This window comes from Streptomyces yangpuensis (assembly GCF_001005295.1).
Taxonomy (GTDB): domain Bacteria; phylum Actinomycetota; class Actinomycetes; order Streptomycetales; family Streptomycetaceae; genus Streptomyces; species Streptomyces yangpuensis.
Genome location: NZ_LBMK01000004.1, coordinates 253,547 through 270,280, shown reverse-complemented (window position 1 = coordinate 270,280; position 16,734 = coordinate 253,547). Strand labels below are relative to the sequence as shown.

Here is a 16,734-nt window from a genome sequence, read left to right as displayed (position 1 = left end):
GAAGGTGACCGATCCGCGCGGGCAGGCCTTGGCAGCAGGCTGGCCCCGTGGGCGACTGGGGAAGCGGACGGGCCCTGCGGGACCGCAATGCGGGGATCCACCTGGCCGGGGTCGTGGTGTCCGGGTTCGGCACGACGGCGATGTGGCTGGTGGCCGGGATCTGGGTCACGTCGCTCACCGGCTCGGACAGCCTCGCGGCCCTGACGGTTTTCGCCCTGTGGGCGCCGGTGCTCGCCGGGCCCGCCCTGGGGGTGCTCGCCGACCGGCTGCCGCGCCGGCCCCTGCTCGTGGCCTCCTGCCTCGTGGTGGCCGCGCTGCTGCCCGCCCTGTGCCTGCTCGACTCGGCCGGCCGGGTGTGGCTGCTCTTCGCCGTCCTCCTCGTCCACGGGATCTGCGGCACGCTCCACGAGGCGGCGGAGGCCGGGCGGCCGGGCGGCTGGGCCGGTCCCGCAGTCGATCCGGCCGGCTGACGAGCCGGCACCTCGGCCGGCGCCAGGGGATCAGGCCGGCGCCAGGGGATCAGGCGGGCGAGCCCGGTCCCGGCCAGAGGCCGTCCGGGGTGAGGCCGAGCAGGTCGATCGCGTTGCCGCGCACGATGCGGTCCACCACGTCCGGGGCCAGGTGGCCCATCTGCGCCTCGCCGACCTCGCGGGACTTCGGCCAGGTCGAGTCGGAGTGGGGGTAGTCGGTCTCGTAGAGGACGTTGCCGACGCCGATCGAGTCGAGGTTCTTCAGGCCGAAGGCGTCGTCGAAGAAACAGCCGAAGACATGCCCGGCGAAAAGCTCGGACGGCGGCCGGAGCACCTTGTCCGCGACCCCGCCCCACCCGCGGTTCTCCTCCCAGACCACGTCGGCGCGCTCGAGGATGTACGGGATCCAGCCGATCTGGCCCTCCGCATACATGATCTTCAGGTTGGGGAAGCGTTCGAATTTGCCACTCATCAGCCAGTCGACCATGGAGAAGCAGCAGTTGGCGAAGGTGATGGTGGAGCCGACCGCGGGCGGGGCGTCCGCGGAGGTGGACGGCATGCGGGACGAGGATCCGATGTGCATGGCGACGACCGTGCCGGTCTCGTCGCACGCCTGGAGGAAGGGGTCCCACTCGTCGGTGTGGATCGAGGGCAGGCCCAGGTGCGGAGGTATCTCCGAGAAGGCGACCGCGCGCACGCCGCGCGCCGCGTTGCGGCGGACCTCGGCGGCGGCGAGCCGGGCGTCCCAGAGCGGGACGAGGGTGAGCGGGATGAGACGGCCCCGGGCGTCGGGGCCGCACCACTCCTCCACCATCCAGTCGTTGTAGGCCCGTACGCCGAGGAGCCCCAGCTCACGGTCCTTGGCCTCGGTGAAGGTCTGGCCGCAGAATCGGGGGAAGGTGGGGAAACAGAGCGCAGACTGGACGTGGTTGACGTCCATGTCGGCCAACCGGTCGGGAACCGAGAAGGAGCCGGGGCGCATCTGCTCGTAGGTGATGACTTCCAGTTTGATCTCGTCGCGGTCGTACCCGACGGCGGTGTCGAGCCGGGTGAGCGGCCGGTGCAGGTCCTCGTACACCCACCAGTCGCCGATCGGGCCGTCGTCGCCGCGGGCTCCCATGACGGGGGCGAACTTGCCGCCGAGGAAGGTCATTTCCTTGAGCGGGGCGCGGACGATGCGGGGACCGATGTCCCGGTACTTGGACGGGAGCCGGTCCTGCCAGACGTGGGGGGGCTCAACCGTGTGGTCGTCCACCGAGATGATCTCCGGGAAGGTCTCCATGGCTCATACGGTAGCGCCGATCTGACGAACCGTCAGCTAGTTGGTCGGTGATCGGTCATGGACGGGCTGACGTGTTCGCGCGAGACAGGGCAGACTGACCCTTACACCGACGGAAGGCAGGGGGGACGACAGATGGACGGCGTACCGGCCATCCCGCACCCGCGGAAACACCCCGAGGCCCGCGCGCCCGAAGCCGGCCCCACCCGCCCCGCCGGTCCCGTACCGCCTCCGGCCCCCGCCGGTACCACCCCCGGCCGGATGCCCGCCGTCGGCCATGGCCCCGCCGCCGGCACGGCAGCCCCCACCACCTCGGCACCCGGCGCCGCGGGCCGCCCCGCCCGGGACACCGCCGCCACCGCCGCCACCGCCGCAGGCCAAGCCCGGCCCGCAGCCGCGCCCGGCACCGCGAGGTCCACCGTCACAGGCCCCGCCCGGGACACCGCCGAGCCCGCCGCAGGCGACACCGCAGGCGACACCGCGCCGGACACCGACCGCGAGTCCCGGTTCGCCGTGCTCGGGCCCGTGCGGGCCTGGCGGGGGGCCGAGGCGCTGCCCCCCGGCACCCCGCAGCAGCGCGCCCTGCTCGCCGTACTCCTGCTGCGCGACGGCCGTACCGCCACCGCACCCGAGCTGATCGACGCCATCTGGGGCGAGGACCCCCCGCAGCAGGCCCTCGCCACCATCCGCACCTACGCCTCCCGCCTGCGCAAGGTCGTCGACCCCGGCCTCCTCGTCACCGAGTCCGGCGGCTACGCCATCCGGCTGCGCTCCGCCGCCACCCTCGACCTCGGCGTCGCCCGCAGCCTCGCCGCCGACGCCGAGAGCGCCCGAGCCGCCGGGGACCGCTCCCTCGCCCGCACGCTCCTGGCCCGCGCCCTCGACCTGTGGGAGGGCGAACCGCTCGCCGGGGTCCCCGGCCCGCACGCCGAGACCGAGCGCACCCGGCTCACCGAATGGCGCCTGACGCTGCTGGAGACCCGCCTCGACCTCGACCTGGAGATCGGCCACCACGCCGAGGCCGTCTCCGAGCTCACCGCCCTCACCGCCGCCCACCCGCTGCGCGAACGGCTCCGCGAGCTGCTCATGCTCGCCCTCTACCGCAGCGGGCGGCAGGCCGAGGCCCTCGCCGTGTACGCCGACACCCGACGCCTCCTCGCCGACGAACTCGGCGTCGACCCGCGCCCCGAGCTGGCCGCCCTCCAGCAGCGCATCCTGAACGCCGACGCCGATCTGGCCCGCGCCGAAGATTCCACCCCGGCCGCCACCGCCGCTCACGTGAGGCCCGCCCAGTTGCCCGCGACCGTACCCGACTTCACCGGCCGCGCCGGCTTCGTCACCGAACTCGGCACGATCCTCTCCGGTGGCGCCCAGGACCAGGTCATGGCCGTCTCCGCGCTCGCCGGCATCGGCGGCGTCGGCAAGACCACCCTCGCCGTCCACGTCGCCCACGCCGCCCGCCCGCACTTCCCCGACGGCCAGCTCTACGTCGACCTCCAGGGCACCGACGCCCGCCCCGCCGAACCGGAGGCCGTCCTCGGGTCCTTCCTGCGCGCGCTCGGCACCCCCGACACCGCCATCCCCGACTCCCCGGCCGAACGGGCCGCGCTCTACCGCTCCACCCTCGACGGCCGCCGCGTCCTGGTCCTCCTCGACAACGCCCGCGACGCCGCCCAGGTCCGTCCGCTGCTGCCCGGCACCGCCGGCTGCGCCGCGCTCGTCACCAGCCGCGTCCGCATGGCGGGCCTCGCCGGGGCCCATCTCGTCGACCTCGACGTGATGAGCCCCGAGGAGGCCCTCCAGCTCTTCACCCGCATCGTCGGCGAGGAGCGCGTGGGCGCCGAACGCCAGGCCGCCCTCGACGTCGTCGGCGCCTGCGGGTTCCTTCCGCTGGCCATCCGCATCGCCGCCTCCCGGCTCGCGGCCCGCCGCACCTGGACCGTCTCCGTCCTCGCCGCCAAGCTCGCCGACGAACGCCGCCGCCTCGACGAGCTCCAGGCCGGCGACCTCGCCGTCAAGGCCACCTTCGAGCTCGGCTACGGCCAGCTGGAGCCGGCCCAGCAGCGCGCCTTCCGCCTCCTCGGCCTCGCCGACGGCCCCGACATCTCGCTGTCCGCGGCCGCCGCCGTCCTCGACCTGCCCGAGTACGACACCGAGGACCTCCTGGAGGCTTTGGTCGACTGCTCCCTCCTGGAGTCCGCCGCCCCCGGCCGCTACCGCTTCCACGACCTCGTACGCCTCTACGCGCGTGCCTGCGCCGAGCGCGACGAGCAGCCGCCGAGCGGGCGCGAGGCGGCCCTGGACCGCCTCCTGGACTTCTACCTGGCCACCGCCTCCGGGGTGTACGCCCTGGAACGCCCCGGCGACCGGCTGCCCGCGCACCTGTCCGACACCCACTACCCCGGGCTGGTCTTCGCCGCGCCGCGCGCCGCCCTGGACTGGCTGTACGCGGAGGCCGGCCCGCTGCTTGCCTGTGTACGGCAGGCCTCCGTACGGGGCGGCGACTCCCCGGTGCTGCGCCGGGCCGTGGACCTGCTGTGGGCGGCCAAGGACCTGGCCGAGTCCGGGGCCAACTCCAAGCAGTACGAGTCCGCCGCGACCGCCCTGCGCGACGCCGCCCAGGCCGCCAAGGACCCGTACGCCGAGGGCCGCGCCCGCACCACCCTCACCAACGTCCACCTGGTCGCCGGCCGCTTCGCCGAGGCCGACGACGAGGCCCGCCAGGCCACGGTCCTGGCCCGCGAGGCCGGCGACCCGCTGCCCAGCTGCTGGGCGCCCAACGACCGCGGGATCATCGCGCTCTACGAGGGACGCCACGCGGACGGCGAGCGGTACCTGCTGGAGGCCATCCAGAACTTCCGCGCCGACGCCAACAACGTCGGCGAGGCGAGCGCCCTGTGCAACCTGTCCCGCATCCACGTGGAACTGGGCCGCCTCACCAGCGCCATAGACCTCGCGCAGCAGGGCATCGCGATCTACGACCGGATGGGCCTGTCCCTGCGCCTGGCCAACGGCCGCTACGCGCTCGGCATCGCGCTCACCCAGGCGGGCCGGCTCGGCGAGGCCCTCGCGCAGCTCACCGAGGCCCTGGCGCTCTTCCACGACAACCGGCAGCCGCTGTGGGAGGGCGTGACCCACTTCCGGCTGGCCGTCGCCCATCTCGCGGCGCGCCGGCCCACGCTGGCCGCCGCGCACGCCGAGCAGGCCATCGCGCTGCGCGGCATCGGCGGGGAGTGGCGGCGCGCGACCGTGCTGACCGTGCTGGGCAAGGCGTTGCGACGGCTGGGGCAGACGGACCGGGCGCGGGCGTGCTGGCGGGACGCGGAGGCCGTCTTCCAGCAGCTCGGTTCGGCCGAACTGTCCGAGGTGCAGACCCTGCTGGCCACGGAGATCGCCGCCTGACCTGCAAGAACGCCTGCTGAATGAGGCGTTCATCGTTCGTTTATCGCCGAACGGCACGATAGGTGCATCGACCCGGTGCGTCGGGGGACATCCGGGCCGTTTGGAAGGAACACCCGTTCGGCGGTCATCGGGGGAATCGCCGAACGGGTCCCACCCATCCACCAGGAGAACCGATGACGACGAACGAGAACATCCTGCCGAACGACGGCACCATCAAGCCGCTCGACAACCACGCCTCGGGCGTCGAGATCGAGACCCTGGACAACCACGCGTCGGGCATCGAGATCAAGCCGCCGACGGACGACCAGGCCGCGGGCGAGGAGATCCAGACGCTGGACAACCACGCGTCCGGTCCGCGCCCGTAACAGCCGCACGAAGCACGGGGGAGCCCACGGGGGAAACGGGGCTCGGGGGGAAATCGGGGGAGCAACGGGGGAGCGGCGGTCGCGGTGGCCCGGAGGGGGAGCCACCGCGACCGCNGAAATCGGGGGAGCAACGGGGGAGCTGCGGTCGCGGTGGCCCGGAGGGGGAGCCACCGCGACCGCCGCACACGTATGCCCGGACGCGGCCCTGATCCGCCGGACACCCGCCTGGACCCGGTCGTAGGCTGGGGGTGTGTTCTCCTCCCACGGGCCGAGCGTCCGCGAACTGGCCGTGCAGGGTCTCTCCTCCGTCGAGCGGGGCTACGACCTCCTCGCGCCGAAGTTCGACCACACCCCCTTCCGTACCCCGGACCGGATGCTCGACGCGGTCGAGGAGACCCTGGCCCAGTGGGAGGGCACCTTCGGCTCCGGTCTGGACGTGTGCTGCGGCACCGGCGCCGGCATCGGGATGCTGCGGCGGCTGTGCCGGGACCGCGTCACCGGGGTGGACCTCAGCGCGGGCATGCTGGCCGAGGCCGGGCGGGTGCACGCGGACGACGACCGCGTGGACTTCGTACGGGCCGACGCGCGGGCCCTGCCGTCCGCGCTGGCGGACTCCTACGACCTGGCGGTCAGCTTCGGGGCGTTCGGCCACTTCCTGCCGGCCGAGCGGCCCGCGCTCTTCTCCGGCGTGCACGCGGCGCTGCGCGAGGGCGGGGTCTTCGCCTTCCCCATCGGCGCCCCGATCCCACCGAGCTCACCGCTGTGGTGGGCGGTGGCGGGCTTCGACGCCGCGATGCGGGTACGCAACGCGGTGTGGCGGCCGCCCTTCGTCATGTACTACCGGACCTTCCCGCTGGGCGGGGTGCGCGCCGACCTGCGGACGGCCGGCTTCACCGTGGAGACCGTCCCGCTGGAGCACTTCGGCCACCGCGCCGACGGCGCTCCGCGCTGGCGGCTGGTGCTGGCCCGCCGTTCCTGAGACTCGGCGGAACAACTGCGTCACCTTCGGGACACCGGGCACAATTTGTGAGGAACCGTCAGGCAGCCTGCGCGCCAACCTCACTCCCTGGAGCAGCCGGTGTCGTCACAGGAAATGCTCATCACGATCACTCCCCAGCAGGCCGCACACGGTGTGATCCTCCCCGTGGAGCTGCCGACCGGAACGGTCCGCCTGCGCATACCGCCCTGCCGGCACGGCGACCTCGTCCAGGTCCGTGTCGGCGCAGAGCAGATGCGCTTACGCATCCACGTGTCCGGCGCGGGCGCGGCCTGGATCGCGGGGGCCGGCGGCATCACTCCCCCGCCGACGGCGGACACGGTCGTGCAGCAGCCCGCCCCGGTCCCGCAGACGGGCGGCGGGCGCGGCTGCCTGGTGGGTCTCGCCGTCGCCGCGGTCCTGGTCATCGGCTTCTTCCTGCTGAGCGGCGGCGACGACGGCGACGCCGCCGAACCGGCCGCCGAGGCCACTCCCACCTGGTCCTCCTCGTGGAGCCCCTCCCCCACCCCCGAGGCCTCCGCCACCACCCCGTACAGCTCCGAACCGAGCGCCGGTCCGAGCCCCGAGCCCAGCCCCGAGCCCAGCCCCTTCGACCGGGGCACCTGCCTGAACGGACAGCTCCCGGACTCCACGACGCCCCGCAGCGTCAGCGGCGTCGAGGAGGTCCCCTGCTCGGCCTCCGACGCCCACTACCGGGTGATCGAGAGCATCCCCGGCACCTCGGACCTGAACAGCTGCAACGACAACCCGAAGACCCAGTACGCCTTCTCCTACCGCTACATGCGCGGCTCCACCGTCCTCAACCAGTACGTCTACTGCCTGGTGGGCATAGGCTCCTACGCCCGCTGACCCGGAGGCCGCAGGGCACCACCCCTCGGGGGTGGTTTATCGCGTCTGCGGTACCGGGGGCGGGCGGGGCGCGGGATAACCGGGTTCATGGTCATGCACTCCTCCAGCAGCCCGGAGCAACGTCGAAGCCCCGGGCGGCAGTCCTCAGGGACGGGTGCGGAGTTCGCGCTTGAGGACCTTGCCGCCGGCGTTGCGGGGGAGTTCGCTGACGAACTCCACCGTGCGCGGGACCTTGTAGTTGGCCATCTCGCGCCGGGACCAGGCGATCAGGTCGTCGGCGGTGAGGGTGGAGCCGGGGCGGCGGACCGCGTAGGCCCTGCCGACCTCGCCCAGGCGCGGGTCGGGGACGCCGACGACCGCGACGTCGGCGATGTCCGGGTGCAGGCCGAGGAGTTGCTCTATCTCGGCCGGGTAGGCGTTGAAACCGCCGACGATGAACATGTCCTTGATCCGGTCGGTGATGCGCAGGTTCCCGTGTCCGTCCAGCACCCCCACGTCACCGGTGTGCAGCCAGCCCTGCGGGGTGATCGCCGTGGCCGTCTCGTCGGGGGCCTCGAAGTACCCCTGCATGACGTTGTAGCCGCGGACCGCGATCTCGCCGGGGGTCCCGGCCGGCAGCGGCCGGCCGTTCCCGTCCAGGACCGCCACCTCGGTGTCCGGGATGGCCCGGCCCGAGGTGGCGGAGATGACCTCGGCGGGGTCGCCCCGGCGGCACATGGTGACGATGCCGCCGGCCTCGGAGAGCCCGTAGGCGGTGAGGACGGTGGCGATGTGCAGCTCCTCGCGCAGGCGCTCGACGAGCCGCAGCGGGACCACGGCGGCGCCGGTGACGACCAGCCGCAGGGCCGAGAGGTCGTGGAGGCCGCGCTGGGGGTGGTCCAGGAGGGACTGGTGCAGGGTGGGCGGCCCGGGCAGTACGGAGATCCGTTCGGCGGCGACGTTGGCGAGGACGGTGTCCACGTTGAAGACGGGCTGCGGGACCATCGTCGCCCCGCGCATCAGGCAGGCGATGATCCCGGCCTTGTAGCCGAAGGTGTGGAAGAAGGGGTTCACGATCAGATAGCGGTCGCCCTCGCGCAGGCCGGCGAGCTCGCTCCACACGTCGTAGCAGCGCAGCGACTGGGCGTGGGTGATGACCGCGCCCTTGGGGCTGCCGGTGGTGCCGGAGGTGAAGATGATGTCGGAGGGGGCGTCGGGGCTGATGGCTTCGGCGCGCTCGCGGACCGCCTCCGCGGTGATCCGGTCCCCGCCCGCGAGGAAGTCCTTCCAGGTGCGGAAGGAGTCGGGGGCGTCCTCGGCGAGGACGACGACCTCGTCCAGGTGCGGCAGCCCGGGCAGGGGTCCGCGGCCGGGCCCCTCGGCCGCGGCCCGGCGCAGGGAGGCGACGTAGGAGGTACCGAGGAAGGTGCCGGTGACGAACAGCAGCCGGGCCCGGCTGCGCCGGAGGACGTACGCCGCTTCCGCGCCCTTGAAACGGGTGTTCAGGGGGACGAGGACGGCGCCCGCCGAGACGGCGCCGAGCGCGGAGACGATCCAGTCCAGGGTGTTGGGGGCCCAGACGGCGACCCGGTCGCCGGCCTCCACCCCGGCGGCGATGCAGGCGGCCGCGGCGCGCCCGACGCGCTCCCCGAGCTGCGCGTAGTCGATCCGGACACGCCCGTCGACGACGGCCTCGCGGTCGGCGTACCGCGCGGCTGCCGACCGGATGAGCCCCGCGATGGTCCCCCAGCGCAGGTCACCGCGCGCGTCTTCGTCCACGTCCACGTTTGTGTCCGCATCCCCGGGCACGCCCCCGGAAGCGCCCTCGCGCACGCCCCCGAACGCATCCTCGCCCACACCTCCGCGTACGTCCTCGCGCAGCCCGTCGTCGCCCATGCGTGCCACCCTCCCGCGAACCCAGTAGCTGACTATCCGTCAGATTAGCTGTAGCCTTCGCGGCTGTCAGTACTGGCGCACTCCCCGGAGGTGGCGATGGCGGCAACGCTCAAGGACGCTACGGCGATAGTCGGCATCGGCCAGACCGCCTTTGCCAGACATCTGCCCCAGTCCGAGAAGGAACTGGCCTGCCGGGCGATCCTGGCCGCCCTCGCCGACGCCGGCATCGATCCGTCGGAGGTCGACGCCTTCTCCTCGTACACCATGGAGGAGACCGACGAGGTCGAGGTCGCCAAGGCCATCGGCGCGGGCGACGTCACCTTCTTCTCCAAGATCGGCTACGGCGGCGGCGGTTCCTGCGCCACCGTCGGCCACCTCGCCGCCGCCGTGGCCACCGGCCAGGCCACCGTCGGCGTCGCCTGGCGCTCCCGCAAACGCGGATCCGGCCCGCGCCCCTGGAAGAACACCGCCGTCCAGCTGCCCACCCCCGGCCAGTGGACCCGCCCCTTCGGCCTGCTCCGCCCCGCCGACGAGATCGGCATGCTGGCCCGCCGCTACATGCACGAGTACGGAGCCACCCGCGACCACCTCTTCAACGTGGCGATGGCCTGCCGCAACCGGGCCAACGAGAACCCCGCCGCGATGATGTACGAACGCCCGCTGACCCGCGAGATGTACATGACCTCCCGCATGATCAGCGACCCGCTCTGCCTCTTCGACAACTGTCTGGAGACCGACGGGGCGCTGGCCTGCGTGATCGTCTCCGCCGAACGCGCCCGCGACTGCCGCCACAAGCCCGTCTACGTCCACTCCGCCGCCCAGGGCCTGCCCTCCCAGCACCACGGCATGGTCAACTACTGGAACGACGACCCCCTGTCCGGGCCCGCCTGGACCGCCGCCCGCCACCTGTGGAAGCAGGCCGACTTCGGCCCCCAGGACGTGGACGTCGCCCAGATCTACGACGCCTTCACCCCGCTCATCCCGCTCTCCCTGGAGGGCTACGGCTTCTGCGGACGCGGCGAGGGCGCCGCCTTCACCGAGGGCGGCGCCCTGGAGCTGGGCGGCCGGCTCCCCATCAACACCGGCGGCGGCGGCCTGTCCGAGGCGTACGTGCACGGCTTCAACCTGATCAACGAGGGCGTCAAGCAGCTGCGCGGCGTCTCCACCGCCCAGGTGCCGGACGCCGCGACCTGCCTGGTGACGGCGGGCGAAGGCGTCCCGACGTCCGCGATCCTGCTGAGGAGCTGACCGACCGATGACCACCGCACCCGAAGCGTCCGCCGCACCCGCCGCATCCACCGCGTCCGCCGCACCCGCCGCATCCGTGGACGCCCTGCTCCTGCCCGTCCCCGACGAGGACGGCGCCCCCTTCTGGGAGTACGCCACCCGGGGCGAACTGCGCGTCCAGGCCTGCACCGCCTGCAGCCGGCTCCGCTTCCCGCCCCGCCCCTGCTGCCCCCACTGCCGGTCCTTCGACAGCGAGTGGCGCCGCATGAGCGGTCGCGGCCGCATCTGGTCCTACGTCCGGCCCCACCCGCCGCTGCTGCCCGCCTACGCCGCGCAGGCCCCGTACAACGTCATCCTCGTCGAGCTCGCCGACGCCCCGCACATCCGGCTCGCCGGGAACCTGGTGACCTCCGCAGACGCCCCGCTCGACTCCATGGACCCGGCCCGGCTGCGCATCGGCGCACGCGTGCACGTGACCTTCACCGAGACGGGCGGGATGACCGTGCCGCGCTGGCTCCTGGAGAGGTCGTGACCGCGACCGTACGGGTGGAGCGGGACAAGGCCACCGGGGTCGCGGTGGTGACCCTGGACCGGCAGCACCGGCACAACGCCGTCGACCTGGCCACCGCCGCCGGACTGGCCGAGGCGTGGCACGAGCTCCGGTTCGCCGAGGAGGTCCGGGCGGTCGTGCTGACCGGTGCCGGCCCGGCCGCCTTCTGCACCGGCATCGACCGCGGCGTCGAGGTGCCGCAGCCCGCGTCGCCCTACTCCGCCGACGACCCGCTGATCGCGATCGGCCCCAAGTCCCGCGACCTGTGGAAGCCGGTGATCGTCGCCGTCAACGGCATGGCCTGCGGCGGGGCCTTCTACCTGCTGGGCGAGGCGGACTTCCTCATCGCCTCCGAGACGGCGACCTTCTTCGACCCGCACACCACGTACGGGATGGTCAGCGCCTACGAGGCCGTCTACATGGCCCAGCGCATGCCTTTCGGCGAGGCCGCCCGGATGTCCCTGATGGGCACGGCGGAACGGCTCTCCGCACACCGCGCCCACACCATCGGCCTGGTCTCCGAGCTGACCGCACCGGACGAACTGCTCCCGGCGGCCCTGCGGGCGGCCCAGACCCTGGCCGGCTTCCCGACGGAGGCCGTGCAGGGCACCGTACGGGCCCTGTGGTCGGCGAAGCAGGCCGCGCTCCAGCAGGCCCTGGCGCAGGCCCCGGCCCTGATCGCGCTGGGCAACCTGCCCCCGGACCGCCAGGCGGACCTCTTCACGAACCGCCGCCCGGGAACGGAGTTCCGGCTGCGCTGACGCCTTCCGTCAGCGGGACTTGCGGGGCTTGCTCGCGCCGGGCTTCGGCGTGCCCGTGTCCGCATCCGTGCTCGGGCCCGTTCCGCTGCTCGTGGAACCGCCGGAGGTGGAGCCGGGGGCGGGGGTACGGGTGGCGGCCGGGCCCGAGCCGCGGGTGACGGGCTCCCCGAGCCGGCAGCGCGTGACGTCCGCGGCACGCGTGGGGTCGCCGAGGGGCACGTCGACCGTGCGGGTCTCGCGGGCCCCCAGATCCGCCTGGACGACCTTGGACTCGACGGCGGAGCCCGCGGCGCCCTCCCGGCGGAGCTCGACCTCCACGGTGGCCCTGCGGTCGAGCAGCGAGGTGAACCGGAGCGTGGTGACGGGTCTGCCGGGACCGGTGCAGGTGACCACGACGACGGTGGCCGGATCGCCGTCGGGGCTCGCGGAGGCAGTGGGCGAGGCGGAGGCCGTGCTGCCGTTCCCGCCGCTGTGGCTCTTCTTCTTGCTCTTGGAGCTGGAGCAGCCGCCGCCGCTGCCCTTGCTGCTGCCGCTCTTGCTCTTTCCGCCGCCCCCGCCGCCACCGCCGCCGCCACCGCCCGACGACGCGAAACCCGTCAGTGCGAACATCACGGCCACCAGCACCGCGGTGAACCTGATCCGACGTCCAGCCACCATGGCCCGAACCCCTCCCCCTCGGACAAACGGCGGGTCACGCTACCAGGCGGGCGGCCCGGAAACGGCGGCGGCCCCGGCCCCCCTTGAGGGGGCGGGGCCGACCGGCCGGGCAGGCGGGTGGGGATCAGGCCTCGACGACGCCGGAGGCCGCGATCTCGATCTTGCCCTTCGGGGCGCCGGACTGGGAGCCCAGGGCCTCGATCTGGTCGACGAGGGCCTGGCCCTCGACGACCTCGCCGAAGACGACGTGCTTGCCGTCGAGCCACGGGGTGACGACGGTGGTGATGAAGAACTGCGAGCCGTTGGTGTTGCGGCCGGCGTTCGCCATCGACAGCAGGTACGGGCGGTCGTGCTTGAGCTGGAAGTTCTCGTCCTCGAACTTCTCGCCGTAGATGGACTTGCCGCCGGTGCCGTTGTGGTTGGTGAAGTCACCACCCTGCAGCATGAACTGCGGGATGACGCGGTGGAAGCCCGAGCCGGCGTAACCGTAGCCGTTCTGGCCGGTGGCCAGCTCACGGAAGTTGCGCGCCGTCTTCGGGACGACGTCGTCGTACAGCTTGAAGACGATGCGGCCGGCGGAGGCGCCGTTGATGTTGATGTCGAAGTAGACGTTGCTCATGGGGTCCATCCTGTCACTCCCGGTGCGGTGCGCTACCCGGCGGGGCCGGACCCGGCCCCGGCCGGGTCACCCGCTCGTACGGGTGCCCGTGCCCTTCGCCGCGTCCAGGGCGTACACGCAGCGGTCCTTGCTGCACGCGTACACCACCCCCGCCTCCGCGACCGGGGCGCCCGTGATCTCGCCGCCCGTGGCCAGCTTCCAGCGGAGCTGACCGCCCGCCGCGTCCAGCGTGTACAGGCAGTGGTCGGCCGAACCGAAGTGCACCCGGCCGTCCGCGACCGCCGGCAGGCCCGTGATCTCGCCGCCCGCCGCGAACCGCCACTTCGGGGTGCCGGTGACCGCGTCGAGCGTGTAGAGCGCGCTGCCCGCCCCCAGGTGGACGTTGCCGCCCACCACCAGCACCGGGTCGGAGGACTGCCGCGACTCCGTCGCGATGCGCCAGCGGTCCTGGCCGGTGGCCGCGTCGAGGGCGTAGACGGTGCCCAGGTAGTCGGCGAGGTAGACCCCGCCGCCCGTGACCGCCGCACCCGGCGCGAAGGCCGGCGGGGCCAGGAAGACCGCGGGGGCCTCGAAGTGCCAGCGGACCCGGCCCGACGCCCGGTCCACCGAGATCACCCGGGTGCCGGCCGCGACGTACACGTTGCCGTCCGCGGCGGGCGTGACCCGCACCGGCACGTTCCCGCAGGAGCCTGCGTCACCGACCGGGTACGACCAGGACTCTCGGCCGCTGCGGGCGTCCAGGGCGCGCAGCCGCGCGTCCTGCCACACGTACACCGTGCCCTCGTGGAGGACGGGGGCCGCCTCCGGGGTCTCGAAGTCGCTCTGCGCGCCCGTCAGCTCCCACAGCTTCTGGCCGCTGGACGCCTCCCAGGCCTGTACGCCGCCACCGCGCGTGGCGGTGACCACCGTGCCCCGCTCGGCGCGCAGCGCGTACACCCAGGCATCGGTGGACAGCCGCCACCGCTCGGAGCCGTCGGAGCCGTCGAGCGCGTACAGGGACGGCCCGTCCGAGGCGTGGATCCGGCCGTCGGCGACCGCCATGGACCAGGCGACGTCACGGGTCTTGAACTGGCGGCGGCCACTGGCCACGTCCAGCGCGTGGACCTCGAAGGAGGTCACGTACAGCAGGTTGCCCGCGACGGCCGGGGTGCCCCAGACCTCGTTCGACATGCGGAACCGCCACGGCCGCCAGCGGCCGCTGTCCGGGGCCGCGCCGGGACCCGGAACGGACGGGGTGGCCGGTCCGGTGGCATGGGCGGGCGCGGAGCCGTCGGGCGGACGGACCCAGCCGGTCGCCGAGTCCGCGGCGGAGGCGTGCGCGGCCGACGCCGCGGCCGTCGCGAACGGGCCCGGCCCGATCGGCACGGGCGAGCCGCCCAGGCGCACGGGCTCGCCCGACGGCACCGGGGACCGCGGCGGGTGGTGCGGGCGCTGCGGCACGGCCTGGCCGGTACGCGGGTCGACCCAGCCCTCGGCGCCGCGCGGCCGGCGGTGCGTCGCCTGCTCCGACAGCGGCCCGCGGGCCGCGCCGCCGCCACCGCGGCCGTCACGGCCGGGCACGGGCACGGGCACGGCCGCGGCGGGCGTACGGTTCCCCGCGCGCCGGGCCTCGATCATCGCGACGGCCCGGCCCGGCAGCCACGCCGAGGCGGTGCCGCTGTCGTCGCCGCCGTCGAACAGGTGCGGGGCCAGCTGCGCCTGCAGGTCGGCTGGGGTGGGGCGCAGCGAGGCGTCCATCTGCATGCAGGACTCGATCAGGGGCCGCAGCTCCTCGGGGAGTCCCTCCAGGTTCGGTCCCTCGCGCAGCAGCATGAAGACCGTCTCGACCGGGTTCGCCCCGTGGTACGGCGGGTGCCCGGTCGCCGCGAAGACCAGGGTGGAGCCGAGCGAGAAGACGTCGCTGGCGCCCTTGACGCTCCGGGAGTCCTTCGCCTGCTCGGGCGACATGTAGGCGGGGGTGCCGACGGCGACGTTCGTCATGGTCAGGCGGGTGTTCGAGACACCGCTCGCGATACCGAAGTCGATCACGCGCGGGCCGTCCTCGACCACGAGCACGTTCGACGGCTTCAGGTCGCGGTGGACGAGACCGGCTCCGTGGATGGACTGCAGGGCCTCGGCGATGCCGGCGGCGAGCCACCGTACGGCCTGGGCGGGCATCGGCCCGCACTCGTTGACGATCTCCTCCAGGGAGGGCGCCGGCACGTACGCGGTGGCCAGCCACGGCACGGCGGCCCGCGGGTCGGCGTCGACCACGGCCGCCGTGTAGAAGCCGGACACCGCGCGCGCCGCCTCCACCTCGCGGGTGAAGCGGACGCGGAAGAGCTGGTCCTCGGCGAGCTCGGTGCGCACCGTCTTGATCGCGACCCGCCGTCCGGACGCGGACCGCGCGAGATAGACCAGCCCCATGCCGCCGGCGCCGAGCCGTCCCAGCACCTCGAAGGGGCCGATCCGTCTCGGGTCGTGCTGCGTCAGCTGCTCCACCACTCGCCTCCACACCTCCCCGTACGGGCCACTCACCGGGCCCGCTCCCACCGGCACGGGGGCCGGCCCCGTGCAGCGTCTCATCCCGGGGCGCAGCCCGGGTCGCGCAACCCTGATTCTGTCAGGCCCGGGCCGGGTCCGGCCCCGGCACGGCGAGCAGCGCGGTGTGATCTGCCCGGCCATCGGTTCCCGGCGGCTACCCGGCCGCCTCGGTGCGGGGTTCCGAGAGCAGTCCGAAGACCGCCCCCTGATTGTCCGCGACGACCGCGATCCGGCCGTAGGGGGTGTCGAAGGGGTCCGCGGTGACCCGGCCGCCGAGCCGCTGCGCCGTCGCCGCGGCCCGGTCGCAGTCCGGGACGGCGAAGTAGACGAGGAAGTGCGCCGGCATGATCTCCGGGAAGGCGTCCGTGATCAGGCTGCGCCCCAGGACGGCGGTGTCCGTGCCGGGGGCCTTGCCGGGCGGCGACCAGATGCGGTACTCGACGCCGGCGTCGTCCTGGTCCTGCGGGACGTAGCCGAAGACCTTGGCGTAGAAGACGTCCACGGCGTCGCGGGCCCGGGTGTAGACCTCGCTCCAGCAGTACGTGTACGGCTCCTGCTGGGCCTCGAAGCCGTGGTGGGTGCCCGGCTGCCACAGACCGAAGACGGCTCCGCCGGGGTCGGCGGCCATCGCCGCGGTGCCGTACGGGCCGACCGGCATCGGGTCCATCACCATCTGGCCGCCTGCGGCGCGGATGCGCTGGGCGCAGGCGTGGGCGTCGGTGGTGTAGAGGTAGACGCCCCAGACCGTGGGCATCCGGCCGTCGGGCTTGGGGGCGAGGGCGGCGACGTTGCGGCCCCGGCTGTAGGCCTGCGTGTAGTGGCCGTACTCGGCGCCCGCGCTGTCGGCGAAGGTCCAGCCGAAGAGCTCGCCGTAGAACCGCTTGCCCGCCTCGACGTCCGGAAGTGAGGCGTCCACCCAGCAGGGTGCGCCTTCCACGAATGCGGCCATGGGCCCGGTTCCTTCCGTTCTGCGGGGGTGTGTGACCTCCCACCTCTCTCAGCCATGGTCCGCCCGAAAACTTGTCCACAGCCTGTTGATAAGACTATTCGGGGGAAAACCTCGCGGAACCGGGCGACACGCCCGGACCGTGAGCACCCGGCGACCACAGCACGACCACGGTGCGGCTACGCGGCGGCTACGGGGCGCATCCGGCCGGAAA

General features: G+C 73.6%; 14 protein-coding genes. 8 read left to right on the top strand and 6 right to left on the bottom strand.

What is annotated here, in order from left to right; genetic code table 11:
- Nucleotides 1-47 precede the first annotated feature (47 nt).
- Nucleotides 48-470 carry an MFS transporter gene (locus AAT21_RS22650; RefSeq protein WP_046778782.1) on the top strand — a complete coding sequence of 141 codons (423 nt, stop codon included), beginning with the start codon at nucleotides 48-50 and terminating at the stop codon, nucleotides 468-470.
- 49 nt (nucleotides 471-519) lie between these two features.
- Here AAT21_RS22650 and AAT21_RS22645 read toward each other — a convergent pair whose 3' ends face one another.
- Nucleotides 520-1,752: an amidohydrolase family protein gene (locus AAT21_RS22645; protein ID WP_046778781.1), complete on the bottom strand. Its 1,233-nt coding sequence runs from the start codon at nucleotides 1,750-1,752 to the stop codon at nucleotides 520-522.
- Between the two features lie 132 nt (nucleotides 1,753-1,884).
- Between AAT21_RS22645 and AAT21_RS22640 the strand changes: the two genes are divergently transcribed.
- The 4 genes from AAT21_RS22640 (at nucleotide 1,885) to AAT21_RS34625 (ending at nucleotide 7,362) form a co-directional block, all read left to right on the top strand.
- Nucleotides 1,885-5,151, top strand: a complete 3,267-nt coding sequence (locus tag AAT21_RS22640; RefSeq protein ID WP_235439104.1) for an AfsR/SARP family transcriptional regulator — start codon at nucleotides 1,885-1,887, stop codon at nucleotides 5,149-5,151.
- Between the two features lie 173 nt (nucleotides 5,152-5,324).
- On the top strand, nucleotides 5,325-5,516 hold the full coding sequence (locus AAT21_RS22635) for a hypothetical protein (RefSeq protein WP_046778780.1): 192 nt from the start codon (nucleotides 5,325-5,327) through the stop codon (nucleotides 5,514-5,516).
- 250 nt (nucleotides 5,517-5,766) lie between these two features.
- Nucleotides 5,767-6,495: a class I SAM-dependent methyltransferase gene (locus tag AAT21_RS22630; RefSeq protein WP_046778779.1), complete on the top strand. Its 729-nt coding sequence runs from the start codon at nucleotides 5,767-5,769 to the stop codon at nucleotides 6,493-6,495.
- Between the two features lie 99 nt (nucleotides 6,496-6,594).
- Nucleotides 6,595-7,362 (top strand): LppU/SCO3897 family protein, encoded by a 768-nt coding sequence (locus AAT21_RS34625; protein ID WP_107081360.1) that lies wholly within the window; start codon nucleotides 6,595-6,597, stop codon nucleotides 7,360-7,362.
- A gap of 144 nt (nucleotides 7,363-7,506) precedes the next feature.
- Here the strand turns inward: AAT21_RS34625 and AAT21_RS22620 are convergent, their stop codons facing one another.
- The gene (locus AAT21_RS22620; RefSeq protein ID WP_079025890.1) at nucleotides 7,507-9,237 is read right to left on the bottom strand and encodes a FadD3 family acyl-CoA ligase; all 1,731 of its coding nucleotides are present in this window, start codon (nucleotides 9,235-9,237) and stop codon (nucleotides 7,507-7,509) included.
- Nucleotides 9,238-9,333: 96 nt separating this feature from the next.
- Between AAT21_RS22620 and AAT21_RS22615 the strand changes: the two genes are divergently transcribed.
- The 3 genes from AAT21_RS22615 to AAT21_RS22605 all read left to right on the top strand — a co-directional run bounded on the left by AAT21_RS22615 (nucleotide 9,334) and on the right by AAT21_RS22605 (nucleotide 11,775).
- The gene (locus AAT21_RS22615; protein WP_046778778.1) at nucleotides 9,334-10,485 is read left to right on the top strand and encodes a lipid-transfer protein; all 1,152 of its coding nucleotides are present in this window, start codon (nucleotides 9,334-9,336) and stop codon (nucleotides 10,483-10,485) included.
- 85 nt (nucleotides 10,486-10,570) lie between these two features.
- The gene (locus tag AAT21_RS22610) at nucleotides 10,571-10,996 is read left to right on the top strand and encodes a Zn-ribbon domain-containing OB-fold protein (RefSeq protein ID WP_046779012.1); all 426 of its coding nucleotides are present in this window, start codon (nucleotides 10,571-10,573) and stop codon (nucleotides 10,994-10,996) included.
- Nucleotides 10,993-11,775 carry an enoyl-CoA hydratase/isomerase family protein gene (locus AAT21_RS22605; protein ID WP_046778777.1) on the top strand — a complete coding sequence of 261 codons (783 nt, stop codon included), beginning with the start codon at nucleotides 10,993-10,995 and terminating at the stop codon, nucleotides 11,773-11,775. The genes AAT21_RS22610 and AAT21_RS22605 overlap by 4 nt, the downstream gene beginning before the upstream one ends.
- A gap of 9 nt (nucleotides 11,776-11,784) precedes the next feature.
- On the opposite strand, the gene AAT21_RS34620 is transcribed toward AAT21_RS22605, so the two are convergent.
- The 4 genes from AAT21_RS34620 to AAT21_RS22585 form a co-directional block, all read right to left on the bottom strand.
- Complete coding sequence (locus AAT21_RS34620) at nucleotides 11,785-12,432, bottom strand: hypothetical protein (RefSeq protein WP_052757942.1); 648 nt, start codon at nucleotides 12,430-12,432, stop codon at nucleotides 11,785-11,787.
- Between the two features lie 124 nt (nucleotides 12,433-12,556).
- Nucleotides 12,557-13,051: a peptidylprolyl isomerase gene (locus AAT21_RS22595; RefSeq protein WP_046778776.1), complete on the bottom strand. Its 495-nt coding sequence runs from the start codon at nucleotides 13,049-13,051 to the stop codon at nucleotides 12,557-12,559.
- Between the two features lie 66 nt (nucleotides 13,052-13,117).
- The gene (locus AAT21_RS22590) at nucleotides 13,118-15,535 is read right to left on the bottom strand and encodes an outer membrane protein assembly factor BamB family protein (protein ID WP_200904447.1); all 2,418 of its coding nucleotides are present in this window, start codon (nucleotides 15,533-15,535) and stop codon (nucleotides 13,118-13,120) included.
- 193 nt (nucleotides 15,536-15,728) lie between these two features.
- Nucleotides 15,729-16,523 (bottom strand): VOC family protein, encoded by a 795-nt coding sequence (locus AAT21_RS22585; RefSeq protein WP_046778774.1) that lies wholly within the window; start codon nucleotides 16,521-16,523, stop codon nucleotides 15,729-15,731.
- Nucleotides 16,524-16,734: the final 211 nt, after the last annotated feature.

Coding starts and splice junctions, on each gene's coding strand:
- AAT21_RS22620 (WP_079025890.1), bottom strand. CDS start 9,237: ATGGGCGACGACGGGCTGCGCGAGGACGTACGCGGAGGTGTGGGCGAG.
- AAT21_RS22645 (WP_046778781.1), bottom strand. CDS start 1,752: ATGGAGACCTTCCCGGAGATCATCTCGGTGGACGACCACACGGTTGAG.
- AAT21_RS22615 (WP_046778778.1), top strand. CDS start 9,334: ATGGCGGCAACGCTCAAGGACGCTACGGCGATAGTCGGCATCGGCCAG.
- AAT21_RS34620 (WP_052757942.1), bottom strand. CDS start 12,432: ATGGTGGCTGGACGTCGGATCAGGTTCACCGCGGTGCTGGTGGCCGTG.
- AAT21_RS22635 (WP_046778780.1), top strand. CDS start 5,325: ATGACGACGAACGAGAACATCCTGCCGAACGACGGCACCATCAAGCCG.
- AAT21_RS22595 (WP_046778776.1), bottom strand. CDS start 13,051: ATGAGCAACGTCTACTTCGACATCAACATCAACGGCGCCTCCGCCGGC.
- AAT21_RS22585 (WP_046778774.1), bottom strand. CDS start 16,523: ATGGCCGCATTCGTGGAAGGCGCACCCTGCTGGGTGGACGCCTCACTT.
- AAT21_RS22640 (WP_235439104.1), top strand. CDS start 1,885: ATGGACGGCGTACCGGCCATCCCGCACCCGCGGAAACACCCCGAGGCC.